The following is a 14,995-nucleotide window of genomic DNA, read 5'->3' as shown; positions in this document are numbered from 1 at the left end:
AGTTGGTGGACAGTCATCCGCCTCGAATGCCTTCATGCCTCAAACGAAGCAGCCCGCACTTATTCCTGACTTTCCTCCCGCAAGTGCTCCAGCTCCTGCTCGTACAGCGCTTTGGTCACGTCCAGCAATAGCTTCGCGGGACACCTAATGCGCTAAGTGAGCCGCCTTTTGTCACTCAGTGAGCCGAGGGCGGTTGGCTGGGTATCTCCTTGTTCCCGCCCCCTTGTTTCCGCAAGAGACGCAACGCAGGCCCCGGGTGCGCTGCGAGGTTAGAGCCTCATGGGAATACATCAGCGCTTCCTTCGATCGGATCCTGGTAAGACTAGCCTCTCAACAAATTTGAACAACGTTTTCACAAATGATAAAAGCCGCCCGTCAGCCTAGCGCATGGCGATTATCAATACAAAACCCACCCGAAACTTCCAATACCAACCTAAAATTCAACCATATATGATTATCACACATAAATAAAACTATTACAGAAACTAAATATTCCAAATCATGACAGCAGAGCAAGAGCGTGACGAATTAGAAAACGTTTTCAAACCTCCGATTTAAGGCTATGCTGGCGATGAGAGATCACCCGCTGACGGGAGAACACGCCCCTGCAACGCCCGCCCTGGCGTATCTCACTCTAGGAACAGAGGGCGACGGATGCATCGCTGCGAGTCCGGCGTTGATCTCGAGAAGGAAGAACTACAATCTTCGGAGGAGCACATCACCATGACATTCAACAGAGGAAAACACCCTCGCCGAATATGGGCGTGGGCCATATTGGCCGGCGCCACTCTACTGGCGGGGTGTACGGCTGGTTCGTTGAATTCAACGGACGATGCACATTCATCCCACGGACAACACGTCAAGGTAAATCAGGTCGGGTATCTGCCCAACGCCCCCAAAATGGGGGTTGTGGTCGTCTCCGAGCCGGCAACAGACTTTGAGGTGCTCAGTCAGGAAGGCGGCGAGGTCGTCTACAACGGTACGCTGTCAGCACCGATGGACGACGTGAGTTCCGGAGACACCGTTCAGCAGGCGGATTTCTCCCAACTCCGCCGCACAGGCACCTTTGTCCTTCAGGTAGATGGGGTCGGTCAGTCCTACCCGTTCCGGATCTCTCCCGACGTTTATCACAGCGCCTTTATCGACACACTGCGCTCCTACACCCTGCAACGGGCAAACTTCGTTATCGATGACCCACTGACCGGGCTGTACCACGGCCTGGCGCATATGCAGGACGCCGAGGCGGCGATGTATTTCAGCGATGAATTTTACCGGGAAGGGCAGACGCTGGATATGCTGGGCGGCTGGTACGACGCCGGGGACTTCGGCAAATACACCACACCGGGCGCGATCACCGTCGCGCAGCTTCTGCTCGCCTATGAATGGGCGCCGGAGACTTTCACCCAAGGACAAATGCTTTTTCCTGCGGAAGTCGCGGAAGCGGCGGGCGATACCGAACTACCCGATCTACTCGTAGAAACACAGTGGAAGCTGGACTGGTTGCTGAAGATGCAGCGGCCGGACGGCGCTGTCTACCATAAAGTATCCGGAGCCGAATGGCCGAGCATGGAAACGCGGCCGGAGGAGGACGATCAGACACGCTACGTCTACGGGATGTCCACCTACGGCACCGGGATGTTCGCAGGCGTAATGGCCATGGCCGCACGCCTGTATGAACCATTCGATCCAACGTACTCGGAACAACTTCTTACTGCCGCCAAGGATGCTTTCCAGTACCTGGAGGCGAACCCCGAGCCGTATTTCCGCGAGGACGAAAACCAAAACAGCGGCTCAGGCCCTTATGACAAGCACGAGGATGCCGAGGAACGTTTCTGGGCAGCGGCGGAGCTGTTCAAAACCACGGGCGACGCTCGTTACGAACGCTACCTGACGGAACATCTGCCGACCTACTTTTCCGAGCAACCGGAGCTAATCGGCTGGCTGAACGGCCTTGCCTTGGGACACTGGGCTTATCTTACCGCCGAGCACCCGGACCCGAGTCTTCGTGAGCAGGTGAATCAGGCCTTCCTGGACGCGGCGGATGCCATTCTGGAACAAGTCGAGGGCGATGGTTACAACACGGCGCTAACACCTGACCAGTACACGTGGGCCTCGGCGAAGAATACCGTAGCGCTTGGCAATCTGCTGCTGATGGCCAACGCCCTCTCTCCCAACGAAGCCTATGAGAACGCTGCACTCGATCAAATCCACTACATTCTCGGCCGCAACGCCACAGGCTATAGCTATCTTTCCGGCTCCGGCGCTCAACAGGTGCAAAATGTTCACCACCGTACCTGGAATGCCACGGGCGTCTATATCCCCGGTCTGCTGGTGGGCGGCCCCAACAATCACCCGGGCGGCGACCCATTGCAGCAAGCCCTGATTGAGGACGGCACCGTCCCTCCGGCAAAAGCGTATCTGGATGAGCTGGAATCCTACTCCACCAACGAATACGCCATCGACTACACCGCCCCCGTGGTCTTCGCCCTCGCTTACTTCAGCACTTTTGATCGGAGCATGCCGGGCGAAGACAGCACCGACGGCCCCTGAAGCTGACTTACAACCTGGTCGCCAACGGCTGGGCAGCTGAGCTAGCTTTAAAAAAACGCGGGGCTATAATGGATCATTCCTGGTACGGCAACGTGATTGTTGAACTGGTATGAAACACATCTACAAACTGCGCGCTTCTAGCGCAGTAAATCTAAGGGCCCCGCTCACCCCGCCGAACTAAGGCCGGGCGGATTTTCGCCCGGCCAATACCCCCTTTATTCATCGTAAGAGCGTCCTAGGCCTCCCCGCAAGGTGAGGTCCGTTCGGTGCTGCGCGTCGAAATGCGGCCCGGTAAAGCGTGAGGAAAATCGTGGCTAACAGTAAGTTCGTAATGTCCAGCAGCGATGTAGAGCGGCTGCGCCCGCTCTTGTCCGTAATAGAGCGACGCAATGGCGGCTTCAAAAAAGCCCACTTGGCCGCGCTGGCAGGCAAGCTCTCGGTGTGCCGCGAGGTCAGTGCAACCGCTGTGCCTGCCGACATCGTCACCATGAACAGCTTAGTTGCCGTGCAGAACCTCGACAGCGGAGAGGTCTACGAATTCCGGCTGGTGTTTCCGGGGGGCTACGACGCCTACGGTGCTTATATCTCGGTGTTTTCCCAGCTCGGGTCCGTGCTTATCGGCTCCAAGCTAGGCAGTGTGGTCGCCCTAAAAAGCCCAAAGCTGCAACGGCTTAAGGTGCAGGAAATACGCTTTCAGCCGGAGGCTAGCGGGCGGTTCGACCTATAGGTTGTTGCCATGTTCGGAGCAAGTAAATTTGCTCTTCTTTTGTCCGAGCAATCGCTCGTTAGAGAGGTGTTTGCTATGAGCAAAGAAAAAGCCAAGAAGCAACCGCAAAAAAGTCTGAAGGAAAAGCGCAGGGAAAAGCGCGACAAACGCGAAGCTACCCCGTCAAGAGATAGGTAGAGTGTGACGGGCGGCCGTGCATAGCGCGGCCGCTTTCATGTGAACGTCGGTCGCGTGGACACCCACCCGATCACGCAATCTGCCGACAACCCGTCTAGCGCCGCTGCCCTAGTAACCGCTCACCGGGATAGCGGCCTCGCCAGGTGGATACTCCCTATCAACAACACCATCTAGCTGCCTGGTGTTATCGGCCAAGCAAAACACAAGCCGTCAGCCGCACATATGGCGCTACCGCCAAAGTTTAGCTAAAGTGTTATTAATCATATGCATATACAACACTTAAAGACGTCAAACGCACGGAGCAATGAAGCACGCCGCGCTCTGGCGATCATGGACAGATCAGCTCAACGATTGGATAGCGCACACGGTAAAGCGAAGCTAGTAGAACACCCGTACGATGATCTAGCTTTCCCACCCATCACGTTTCGTTAGAAGGGATCCACAGGCCGAGCAAGAACGAGACGGAGCCGCTTTCCCTGATATGGATGCGCGCAATGCTCCTGCACGGACGCCACAGAAACGCTCGAACAAGGCACGGGCAAAACATTTGTGGGCTCCGGGGGGGGGGCATCAAACATGGCAGTCATTCACTTTTCCAGCCGTCATTATCCGCGGGCCGATCGCCTGGAGGCATCAAGCAGCGCGTACGCGGCCATGGCCCAGGTGGAGTTGATCCCCCGTGATACGGCCTGGTTTCATCTCGATGCCCGAATTCGCTTGCTGCCCGGCGTCTCCATTGCCCGGGTCCGTTGTTCACCCATGCGTGTGCGGCGTGGCCCTGCGCAGGTGGCGGACGGTAACGACGACGTGGTGTTTCTGATCAACACCGCACCGCGCGATCGTTGGGTGTCTATGCTCCGGCAGCGGGGCGAGTTCCTCTGCGGCCTCGGCGAGGCCTGCGTGGTTGCCCGCGACATACCGGGTTATATTGAGTCCCGCTACCGGACGCACGGGCTGCTCAGTGTGTCGTTCTCCCGAGCCTCGCTCACACCGCTGTTGCGGGAGCATGCGGCAGAGCCGGGCCGGCGCTTGCCGGCAGGCCCCTCGCTGAGCCTATTACGGAATTATGCGCTGTCCATGCTGGCGCCGAAGGATATAGGGGAACCCGACCCTGTCCGGTCGGCGGCGCATCTGCACGATCTCGCCACGCTGGTTCTCGGCGGTCAGCGCGATGCGCAACAGCGGGCCATGGATCGCGGCTTACGAGCGGCCCGTCTGCGGGCCATCAAGGCGGATCTAGCGGCTCATGCCAGGTACGGTGATCTGTCGCTGGACTGGCTGGCGGGCCGCCATGGCGTTTCCCCCAGCTATGTCCGCGTCCTGTTCAATTGCGAGGGCACCAGCTTCACCGATTACCTCCTTGAACTGCGGTTGCAGCGGGTCTTCGCGCAGCTTTCCAACCCCCGCTATGCCAGGCACTCCATCAGCACCATCGTCTACGATGCCGGCTTCAATAATCTCTCCTGGTTTTATCGCGCCTTCAAGCGCCGCTATGGCCTGACCCCAGGGGATGTCCGCGAGAGATAAACGTCACCCCGGCCCGGTAACGTGGCCAGAAGTACCTGCTTGCGCGTCAGGATACCTTCCCCACCGACTACTCGCCCGAACTGCGCCTGCAACGGGTCATTAGGCAACTTTCTAGGCCTGGGCAAAGCGAGCGTTCGATTGCCGAGATTGCCTATGTCGTCGACTTCAATCATTTTTTCTAGTTCCACCGCGCCTTCAAACAGCGCTTTGGCATGACGTCGGGCGATGCGCGCGACGAGCTTGCCGGTCATCCGGGATAGTGTGCCGCCAGGCTGACAAACTTGTTCCCGTTGTGGCGCTGAGTGGAAGACCCCGCCGCTCCACCCCGTTACGTTAGCCGTTTGCGCCACGCCCCCGAGTACGGGGCGTCTAGGATGAGCAAGGAGCTCATAGGGATGAACCGCACTTACAAAAGCATTTTCAACCACAACCTCGGCGCATGGCAGGCCGTGCCGGAGACGGCGCGCACCCGGAGCAAGGGCCAGCGGTGCGCAACGCGACGGGCGCGTCGGCCGTCGGTGGGGCATCCGCTGCGCCGGCGTCTGTTGGTGGCGAGCTCGGTTCTGGCGCTGACCTTCTTAATCTCCGCCCCTGTCGTGCTGGCCGATCCGACCGTCATCCCTGAAGACCAGGAGATTTTTGGTGAGGACGGGGAAGAAAACTCTTTGGACCATGCCGACGATGGTGGTACGGCATATGAGTTTTCGGGAGACGCCCTCGTCAACGACGGGACGATTTTCGGCGGCAAGGGGGGAGACAGCAATTGGGGAGACGGTGGGCGCGGCGGTGACGGTGTGGACTTCGCGGGTAACGATTTCGTTAACCACGGGACGATTTTCGGCGGAAATGGCGGAAACGGCGGTTGGGGATATGGTGGGCGCGGCGGCGACGGTGTGGACTTCACGGGTAACGATTTCGTCAACCACGGGACGATTTTCGGCGGAGGGGGTGGAGACAGCGGCAGGCAAGATGGTGGGCGCGGCGGCGACGGTGTGTACTTCACGGGTGATGTTTTCGTCAACCACGGGACGGTCGCAGGCGGCGACGGCAAAGAGAGCCCGCAGGCGGACGGTGGAGACGGCGGCACCGCGGTGATCTTCTCCGGCAATGCGCTCACCAATGAGGGAGACATTGCCGGTGGGGACGGCGGTGACAGCACACGGGAACTCACCGCCGCTGGTAACGGTGGATCGGGCCTCATCGTGACCAATGACGGAGCGCACGTCGATAACGCAGGGTCGATCTCGGGGGCGACGGGGGGAGAACTTGCGTGGGGACGCTGGAGACGGTGGCACCGCGGTGATCTTCTCCGGCAATGCGCTCGCCAACGAGGGAGACATTGCCGGAGGGGGCGGCGGTGACAACTCACGTGGACCCGCTGGCAGCGGTGGATCCGGCCTCGTCGTGACCAATGACGGGGCGCACGTCGATAACGCGGGGTCGATCTCGGGGGCGACGGGGGGAGAACTCGCGTGGGGACGGTGGAGACGGTGGCACCGCGGTGATCTTCTCCGGCAATGCGCTCACCAACGAGGGAAACATTGTCGGGGGGACGGCGGCGATAGCACACGGGCGCTCGCCGGCAGCGGTGGATCCGGCCTCGTCGTGACCAATGACGGAGCGCACGTCGATAACGCGGGATCGATCTCGGGGGGCGACGGGGGAGAAACGACTTTTACGGGCACTGATAACGAGGGCGGCGTTGGCGTGGTGGTCGAAGGCAACTCCGCCTGGGTGACGAACTCAGGAGAGATTGCCGGCGGCTACGGGGCCGGGTCGCGCGCTGACGCCATGCACCTGAACGGCGCCGACGCGACGCTTGAGCTCATTGCCGGCTACCGTTTCTTGGGTGCCGTGCGTGCGAACGGCGCTGACGCCACGCTCCTCCTAGGAGGGAACCAGGACGATCTCCTGGATCTCGATCAGCTCAACGGGTTCAGCCATTTCCGGAAGACCGGATCCAGCACATGGACGTTGACCGGATCGGGGACGTCGGATGTCGACTGGATGATCGAGGATGGCACGCTGGTCAGCGCCGCGGACCGCTTCTCCGGCGACGCGGACATCGAGGCGGATGGGACCCTGGTCTTCGATCAGACGGCAGATGCGACCTATGACGGTGTCATCTCCGGAGAAGGCCGTTTTAATATCGAGGGCAACTTCCACGCGATCGTGCTCAGGGGTGACAGCGCGCAATTCCAAGGCACGACGACTCTTCAAAACGTGTTCCTGACCGTGGACGACACGGGCACCCTTGGCGGAACGATCGAGGTCCGAGACAACGCCACCCTGAGCGGCACTGGCACGGTAGGCAATACCAGGGTGGAAAGCGGCGGCATCATCGCCCCCGGCAACTCCATCGGCACCCTGACCGTCGATGGCGATATCACCTTCGAGGTGGGCTCGATCTACGAGGTCGAGGCTGACTCGGACGGCAACAACGATCTGCTTCAAGTTACCGGCGAGGCATTCCTGAACGGCGGCTCGGTGCTGCACATCGGCCCTGGCGGCGACTTCGCGCCTTCGACCGAGTACACCATTCTGGTGGCCGACGGCGGCATCAACGGCGAGTTCGATGCGGTGTCTTCTGAGTTTGCTTTTCTCGATGCGACGCTGCGCTATGGCGATACCGACCTGACCATGAAGCTGGAGCGCAACGACATCGATTTCACCCTCCTCACCCGCACCCACAACCAGCACGCTGCCGCCACTGCCGTGGCCTCGCTCGCGGGTGGCGATGCAGTGCACGATGCCGTAGTGGTGCTAAGCGAGGACGAGGCTCCGGAGGCCTTCGAGGCGCTCTCCGGCGACAGCCTGCTGGCGGGGCTGACCACTACCGACCACCTGCTCGGCGCCTTCAGCGCCGAACTGCGGCGGCGCACCAGCCCGCTCGGCGCGCGGGCCGCGGGCGGCTTTCACCCATCGTCCGTCGCCGATACCAACACCAGTGACAACGGCGTCTGGATGCAACTGCACCACCGGACGTACGCGGAAGACCGCGACGGGCACACCGGCAACCCCGAGTTCCGCTACCAAGGCGAGGGCCTCACCGTCGGGCTGGAAGGCGCGCGCGGCCCCTCGCTGCTGTTCGGCGCGGCGCTAGGCGTGAACCAGGGAGACCTCCGCCTGGACGACCGCCGCGGCCGCGGCGATCTCACCGGCGGCTTTCTCGGTACGTACGCCCGCTACCGGGGCGCCGGCGCAACCTACCTGCGGGGCGATCTCAGCCTGGGGTTGACCGAAGCGGACACCGAGCGGCGCGTGCTCGGCGACACAGCAACATCCACCGCCCGCACCCACGCCGTGCGGCTCTCACTGGAGACCGGGCTGAATGCCCGGCTGGGGGATTTGGATGTGCGCCCCTACGCTCAAGTGGCCGGCCAGCATCTGCAACGTGGCAGCTTCCGCGAATCCGGTGCGGATGACGCCGGGCTGCGGGTGGCACGAACCACATTGACCCGTGGCGACGTCAGCGCCGGGCTGGATCTGGGGCAGGCCGTCCTGCTCGGCGGGCGCTGGACACGCCTGCAGGGCGGCGCTGCCGTGATCCAGGGCTTTGGCGACACCCGCCCCGAGCAGGACGCCCGCTTCCTGGAAGGCGGCGACACGTTCACCGTCCAGGGCGCCAACCACGACGCCCCGCAACTGGCCGCCACGCTAGGCGCGGAGGTGCACCTCAATGACACCTTCGCCCTGCACGGCGCCTGGTCGGGGCGTTTCAGCGACAACGACACCGCGCACCAGGCGACGCTTGGCCTGAGCGCGCACTGGTAACGGAGACCCCGGTATGCGACGTATCCTTCTCACCGGCTGTGCCTTACTCGCACTCAGCGCCTGTGCACAGACGCCGCTGGCCGATGCCCCCTGGCCCGGCTATCGCACCGGCGCCGACGGCGAACTGCTGCGTGACCGCCAGGGCCGCTGCTGGCGCACCAATGATTGGCGCCCAGCCCATGCCGTACCTGAATGCGACGTGGCCATTGCTGGCGTGCCGCCGGAAGTACTCGAACCGGCACTCCCCCCAAACCGGCTGTTGCCGAGACGGAGCCGGCGATCGACTGGGCACCGCTAACCGTGACGCTGTACTTCGGCTTCGATGCTGACACGCTGGACACCGAGGCACAGGCGGCGCTGACACAGGCCTTCGCCACCGTTCCCGAGAACGCACTGAACACCCTGTCTGTGGAACTCGACGGCCATGCCGACCACCTCGGCAATCCCGGCTACAACCAACAGCTTTCCCGCCGCCGCGCCGAAGCCGTGCGCGACTGGCTGCTCACCCAGGGCGTGCCGACCCAGGCGGTGACCCTGCATGCCCATGGCGATAGCCATGCCCGGCAGGCAGACACCGCCCATTGTCCAGACGATGACCTGCGGCACTGTTTGCGGGATTTCCGGCGCGTAGAGCTGCGCATCCAGACCGGATTAAATCGCTGAGCCGATCGGGGCGAGACGGGATCCTGTCCACGCAGGCACATCGACACCATGCGGTAATGGGTAACCGCACGCCCCAAAAGCCAAGAGCCGCCTATATATGTCCTCGGGTTTACGGAAAGGTATATTCTTCGCGCTTTTCAGAGATAGAAGAAGGTCGGGCAGTAACAAAATATTGTTATTCCGAACTAAAAGACTCAGGCATATATTGGCGGCCTATGACCACAAAGTATGCCCCCGAGAATTAGGGCTAACCAAGCACAGCACTACGCAGCCTTCGCCGCTCCGCCGCATCGGCATCTACTCACGCGGCGCATACGGACCTCCTCCGGTACCTTTGCATGTACGCATAAGCGTATTCCTAGCACCCGTCGACTGGAAGGCCCCAAGACGCCACACTTCATACCCAGCTCCTGTTCGACACCCGCAATCTGGTGTTGGGCACCCTCCAGACACCCCCTCACAGGTTTGTCCTTGCCCTTTCGCTAACCTTCGGCTCTGCGAATACCTGATATCGGAACTTTCACCCGACAAGTCGGGCGCCATGCCTAACACACACGGTTTGCTTGATTTGTGATGGGTGGCTAACCCCACTTGGCGAGAATCTCATTGAGGACTTTGACAACCTTTTGGCGTTTGACCCCTTTGTTTATTCCTTTTGGCAGCTTGCAGTACCAGGGGTGCCAATAGTGTTCCCAGGGTGGATGTGGGCCTCGGGTGCTAGGGTGCGTCTTTTGCTCAAAATAAGCTTTGCATTCACGCACCTGATCCAGACTAACAAACTGGAACGTGAAATTGCAGACGTGAGCTAAATAGACCCATTTGCTTACCAGATTATCTCTACTTTTCTCAACTGGTATACCGCCCTCGGTAAACGAGCTCATGAAGTCGCGGTGCTTTTTGGGGTCAGCAATTTCTCTCCAGACTCTGCTCATTCCTTAGACTCATAATACCCAGCGTGAGCCGCAGCGCCCTTAGCGCCGTTGGCTTCACGCTAATGTTAGCTTGGTAAGCTGGTGGATAGCCTTTGCCGGGTAGGATTACCTACCCACCAGATCCCTTACGTCATTTCACACCAGCGTCTCGCTGCTGCTCCCAAAAGACCAGGCTTTCCCTAGCGCACATAAATATTTCCCCTAAGACAGGGGATAACAGTAAATGTAGAAAATTATAAAATTAAACCTTTCCATTTTAAACCCACCTCGAATCGGCCATCTTCTGGAAGCTGAAATCTTGGCTATACTTTCAAGGCAGGGATGATTTTTTCCCTGCGAGCTATACATCGTTGCAGGGGAAATGCCATGAAGACAAGAGCATTTATTTTCAGTTTATTTAATTAATCAATACACAAGACAACCCCACCCCTTTTACCGCAATGTTATAGCGGATTTTTTCCAAGTACCTATTTTTCTGTTCTGGGGGAAGTGCCATAAAGATCAAGCAATCATTATTCGGGCTGTTGCTGACCTTTGCATTTGCGTTCAACGTTTCGGCGCAAGACGAGCCACCGCCAGCACCAGCCGGCCAGGACACAGTTACGCCGGTCGAAGCACTCATCGCAATCCCTCCGCTTGAAACCGCGGCCGACTTCGAGGCGCGCAAGGAAGAACTGGCACCGCGCCAACCGGCACCACCGCTGACGGACATGTGGGTGCTCGGCGTCTACTCAACGAATTGCGGCGGCGGCAGTTGGGAAGTGTTCCCCTCGCCGGGCACGTTCGCAACAAGTTGCGGCCACGGCGGGCCGACCTTCCGCGTAGCCGTTATCGAGGTCGGCTATGGCAGCAACCCTATCGCGCGGTATCAAAGCGGGCAGTTGGGCAGCGCCTACGATGTGGAGCTTTGGTGCGAACAATTCGGCGGCGGCCTCGCTCCCTGCTCGCCGGGCCAGACCGTTGTTGCCTTCGTGCGCTACTACAACCTCGACGGCCGCTCCGTTCCAGGCCAGTTCCAGTACCAGAACACGTCGACGAACAGCCCGTGGAACACCATGTCGACGTCCATCAACATCTTACCCTGACCTGACGGGCATATGAAAAAAGCGGGACCGGGAACCCGGCTTTTTCATATGCGGGCGTCGAACCGCATTATGTCGACCTAGAGAACCGCTCCATGCGGTCCAAAGCATCCTGAATCCTTTGGGCCATGTCCAAATCGCCGCGTTGCAGGTAAAAGTCCCTGTTGCCGCTCGCCAGCTCAAGGAAGTTGAAGCGCGTGGTGTAGTCGCCGTCATGGCTGATAGCCCGGCCGTTGGTGTCGATCCGAACATCGACAGTCCAGCCAAGGAACGCCTGCGATTCCTCGACCGTCATTTCCCCACTGCGAAGCTGGTCGTTCATCCAGTCGCGCAGCTCCTGCCGGTTCATGCTCGTGAAATCGCGGCGTTCGATCTCGACCGTTTCGCGCAGGCTCGAGGATGCCGGCGCACTGCGCGCAACCTCCTCGGTTAGCAGAGCGTCGAAGGCCGGTGCCTTAGTCTCCGTGTGCGCCGCGCGGTTCACTTGCTGGTTGGCGAGCAGGTAGCTTGCCCCTCCGTCAATTTTCATGTCCATCCCCCCAATCGCTGTTCAAACGGTATAGTTATAGCACCCGGATTTAATCCCGAAGTGCAGCCCCTCTTTTGATTTGCCCATGACTTCGCGCGACGTTTTCCATCCCAGCTTATTATTAGGTCTGTTGTTGAGCCGCCGTGCTAAGACCATGGTCCCACTTCCAAGAGTTTAGTCAAGCCGCTGGCCTTGGGTACGTACGGGAGCAGCCCCCGTAAGGCGGCTCCTTCCGTGGGATGGGTGTCCTCGTGATTCGCTCTCGGCAGCTGTCCATGTTTTCGGCAACACCATCGAGATGCATGAGCTCAATGCTCTTCGTCCTCTGACGAGTACTTATACAGCACAGAGTAATAGCCATCCTTTTGGGCCATGGCCACATTCGCTAGCACGGAGTCAATTTCTTCTGCCGTGTAGCCTTCCTCGCCATACTTGTCAGAATCCGCAGATACAAGCCTATACTCCTCGAACCGAACGGGTCTCCATCCGTCGTCAAACAAGCGTGCAACCGCGATCCGCTCTGCCTCAAGAAGCGTGTCGGCACTGATCCAGCAAAGCGCGAACGCGCCAACACAATCAGCGCTCTCATCAAACGGACGGACGTCGAAGATTATGGAGAAGACCTGGTCCGGCACAGAACGCCGCACCTCATCCATCCCTTCTGCAAAATAACGCTGTGGTTCCATATTTTATAAACCTAACGCGTTGCTCACCGGAAAATGGCGAGCGCTAGCGAATCGTTTCTCTGGTGCAATAAAGTGTTAGCTGACTACAGTTAAACCGAACAGGAGGCTAAACTGAAAAATACCGCTGCACTTATAAATTAAAACTTGATCAACCAGACGGTAGAGGTAGCCTTTCAAGCTTGCTCAATTTCGTACAGAAAACTCTCTAGAACCTTCCGGCTCTGAGCTATTTTCGTCATTTTCTGGTCGGCAAGGCGGATTTGCTCGTGCAAGACATTACGTAGCTCATCGCAGGGCTCGAAAGCAAGCCCCTCCCCTCTCACACAAGGTAAGAACTGCCGAATTGTTGCGAGAGTCATACCTGCTGCGCCAAGAAGCTTGATACGTTCGACCGTTTGCACTTCATCAGGAGCATAATCACGATACCCACTTGTGGTGTACTTCGGCTTCAGCAGTCCTTCAGTTTCATAGTAGCGGAGCATTCGAATACTCACGCCCGTGCGTTTGGACAGTTCACCTATTTTCATCTCATCCCCCCTTGACTCTAACAGCGCTGTAAGAGTTTAGAGTAGTAGCTCCTCTATATTTATTTTTCAATCAGGAGCTAATGCCATGGCGACACAACCGAACGCTTACCAAGCACGCATCAATGGACACCCGGCCACCCTTTCCGAACTGAGCGCCCTGGCTTTTGCTGGGTTTGCACACTTCACAGCAATGCAGGTAAGGCACAGTAAGATCAAAGGGCTGGATCTCCATCTTGACCGCCTGCGCAAGGCATCCCTAGAATTTTTTGGTAGGGCACCATCCGACGAAAAGTTACGGTTCTACATCAAAACGGCCATTGAAGAAGGAAAGGAAGATCAGTCATTGACCGTCACCGTATTCTCACCCGCTGGAGAATTCACTGCAAATAGCATGAATGTAGAACCTGCCGTACTTGTCCGTACAGGAGCCCCATCCGACGGGCCCAAAGGTCCGCTGAGGCTGAACACTGTGAATCATGAGAGACCTCTGGCTGCCATTAAACATGTCGGTGAAGCCGGCAAGACCTACTATCTTCATCAAGCCATACGGCAAGGATTCGACGACGCAGCCTTCGTGGATAGCCATGGATGCTTAAGCGAGGCCACAATATGGAACCTTGTCTTTTGGGATAATGGAACGGTTATCTGGCCAAAAGCTACCATGCTGAAAGGCACCATGATGGGTATAATTCAGCGACAATTGAAACGCCTTGATATCCCGCAGCGCCATGAAGCCATCACCTTCGAACGTCTTGGGGAGCTGTCTGGCGCCGCAGTTATGAATTCATGGACACCCGGTATTCCAGTCACTGCCTTTGCTTCAAAAGTTATCACGGAAGCGGAAGCATTCATCAACTTGCTCCATAAAGCCTACGAGGCTGAACCCGCCAATTTCCCGTAAGGGCAGTTCGCTCGCTCACGCTGGCCATGAGCCGCGGCTGCGACGCAGCCGCCGGCTGCAACTTGAAGTTAGGGCAGCGCCAAGATGATCTGGACGGACATGCCGAACAGACACACTACACCAACAGCATACGCAACGGTACGCCAGGGCTGGAGACCACTCAGGTAAAACACCGTGTGGAGGTACCGCGCGCCCGTGAACGTGAGAAAGAGCCATGCTGCAGCGCCCGGCGAAGCCCCCACCCATACATAGGCGACACCAAGCGCGAGGAAGATGGGAATATTCTCCAGATCATTCAGCCACGCCCGCGCAGCCCGTTGAACCTGGGGCAACTCTTCACCGGCCGCAGCGCGGCCAACGAATGCGGCGTCCTCCGGGGTTTTGAACGTCATTTTTCCTATTCGGTAAAACCCCTGGTACGCAGAAACCGCGAACATCTTAAAGAACAACAACACGGAAGCTACTGCGTACCAGTAGATCGCTTCGCCCATAAAATTACCCCCAATATACCGAGCCCTAACGCTGGCGGGCTCATGCCCACGGTTGAATAAACTCCTGACACGTCACCTCAAGCTCCTGCTGAATTGAATAACTGTCCCCTGAATTCCGGCTACGCCTCAACCCATTCCAGGCTTGCTGACTCATTCACCTTGCGCTTATCGCTTAATTCTGCCGGTTGTCCTTACCGACTGGAAGCACAATTGTATTTTCAGCATTACGGCAGAACGTGTTTCGGGAGTCGGCGCAATAGGCGTGCGGATGGACCGACGCGGAAATGCTTTATCCATGGTAGGCACACGGTCATGCAGCGGGGGCCGCGAGCCGGAAAAGTCCATGAATGGACACTGCCAGCAGCCTGTTAGGGCTGTCGACACGTGTGAAGGCAAGCGGGAAACAAACGGTGCCGACTTTGCCACTAT

The 14,995-nt window shown here is 58.6% G+C and carries 13 protein-coding genes; 9 read left to right on the top strand and 4 right to left on the bottom strand.

Annotated elements, in window-relative coordinates; genetic code table 11:
* Window positions 1–723 precede the first annotated feature (723 nt).
* The 8 genes from CAI21_RS17580 (at window position 724) to CAI21_RS17535 (ending at window position 11,435) form a co-directional block, all read left to right on the top strand.
* A complete protein-coding gene (locus tag CAI21_RS17580; protein ID WP_116303504.1) occupies window positions 724–2,550 on the top strand; it encodes a glycoside hydrolase family 9 protein in 1,827 nt (608 codons plus the stop codon).
* 310 nt (window positions 2,551–2,860) lie between these two features.
* Window positions 2,861–3,277, top strand: coding sequence for a GreA/GreB family elongation factor (locus CAI21_RS17575; protein WP_147305163.1), 417 nt, complete (start codon window positions 2,861–2,863; stop codon window positions 3,275–3,277).
* A gap of 753 nt (window positions 3,278–4,030) precedes the next feature.
* On the top strand, window positions 4,031–4,981 hold the full coding sequence (locus CAI21_RS17570) for a helix-turn-helix transcriptional regulator (protein ID WP_116303486.1): 951 nt from the start codon (window positions 4,031–4,033) through the stop codon (window positions 4,979–4,981).
* A gap of 395 nt (window positions 4,982–5,376) precedes the next feature.
* Window positions 5,377–6,342: an ESPR domain-containing protein gene (locus CAI21_RS17560; RefSeq protein WP_220348679.1), complete on the top strand. Its 966-nt coding sequence runs from the start codon at window positions 5,377–5,379 to the stop codon at window positions 6,340–6,342.
* A gap of 244 nt (window positions 6,343–6,586) precedes the next feature.
* Window positions 6,587–8,755, top strand: a complete 2,169-nt coding sequence (locus CAI21_RS17555; RefSeq protein WP_181919504.1) for an autotransporter family protein — start codon at window positions 6,587–6,589, stop codon at window positions 8,753–8,755.
* Window positions 8,756–8,768: 13 nt separating this feature from the next.
* Window positions 8,769–9,053, top strand: coding sequence for a hypothetical protein (locus tag CAI21_RS23320; RefSeq protein WP_181919503.1), 285 nt, complete (start codon window positions 8,769–8,771; stop codon window positions 9,051–9,053).
* A 2-nt stretch (window positions 9,054–9,055) separates the two neighbouring features.
* Window positions 9,056–9,418, top strand: a complete 363-nt coding sequence (locus CAI21_RS17550) for an OmpA family protein (RefSeq protein ID WP_181919502.1) — start codon at window positions 9,056–9,058, stop codon at window positions 9,416–9,418.
* Between the two features lie 1,456 nt (window positions 9,419–10,874).
* Complete coding sequence (locus CAI21_RS17535) at window positions 10,875–11,435, top strand: DUF4879 domain-containing protein (protein ID WP_116303479.1); 561 nt, start codon at window positions 10,875–10,877, stop codon at window positions 11,433–11,435.
* Between the two features lie 67 nt (window positions 11,436–11,502).
* Here CAI21_RS17535 and CAI21_RS17530 read toward each other — a convergent pair whose 3' ends face one another.
* From CAI21_RS17530 to CAI21_RS17520, 3 genes are all read right to left on the bottom strand, one after another.
* Window positions 11,503–11,961 carry a hypothetical protein gene (locus tag CAI21_RS17530; RefSeq protein ID WP_147305162.1) on the bottom strand — a complete coding sequence of 153 codons (459 nt, stop codon included), beginning with the start codon at window positions 11,959–11,961 and terminating at the stop codon, window positions 11,503–11,505.
* Window positions 11,962–12,269: 308 nt separating this feature from the next.
* The gene (locus CAI21_RS17525) at window positions 12,270–12,647 is read right to left on the bottom strand and encodes a hypothetical protein (RefSeq protein WP_147305161.1); all 378 of its coding nucleotides are present in this window, start codon (window positions 12,645–12,647) and stop codon (window positions 12,270–12,272) included.
* A 173-nt stretch (window positions 12,648–12,820) separates the two neighbouring features.
* A complete protein-coding gene (locus tag CAI21_RS17520) occupies window positions 12,821–13,174 on the bottom strand; it encodes a MerR family transcriptional regulator (RefSeq protein WP_116303476.1) in 354 nt (117 codons plus the stop codon).
* 85 nt (window positions 13,175–13,259) lie between these two features.
* Between CAI21_RS17520 and CAI21_RS17515 the strand changes: the two genes are divergently transcribed.
* Window positions 13,260–14,075, top strand: coding sequence for an aminotransferase class IV family protein (locus CAI21_RS17515; protein ID WP_116303475.1), 816 nt, complete (start codon window positions 13,260–13,262; stop codon window positions 14,073–14,075).
* A gap of 68 nt (window positions 14,076–14,143) precedes the next feature.
* On the opposite strand, the gene CAI21_RS17510 is transcribed toward CAI21_RS17515, so the two are convergent.
* Window positions 14,144–14,566 carry an MAPEG family protein gene (locus CAI21_RS17510; RefSeq protein ID WP_116303474.1) on the bottom strand — a complete coding sequence of 141 codons (423 nt, stop codon included), beginning with the start codon at window positions 14,564–14,566 and terminating at the stop codon, window positions 14,144–14,146.
* Window positions 14,567–14,995: the final 429 nt, after the last annotated feature.

Source organism: Alkalilimnicola ehrlichii (assembly GCF_003399765.1).
Taxonomy (GTDB): domain Bacteria; phylum Pseudomonadota; class Gammaproteobacteria; order Nitrococcales; family AK92; genus AK92.
Note: the sequence above shows the minus strand (reverse complement) of the source record. Positions and strands in the feature narration are given on the sequence as shown.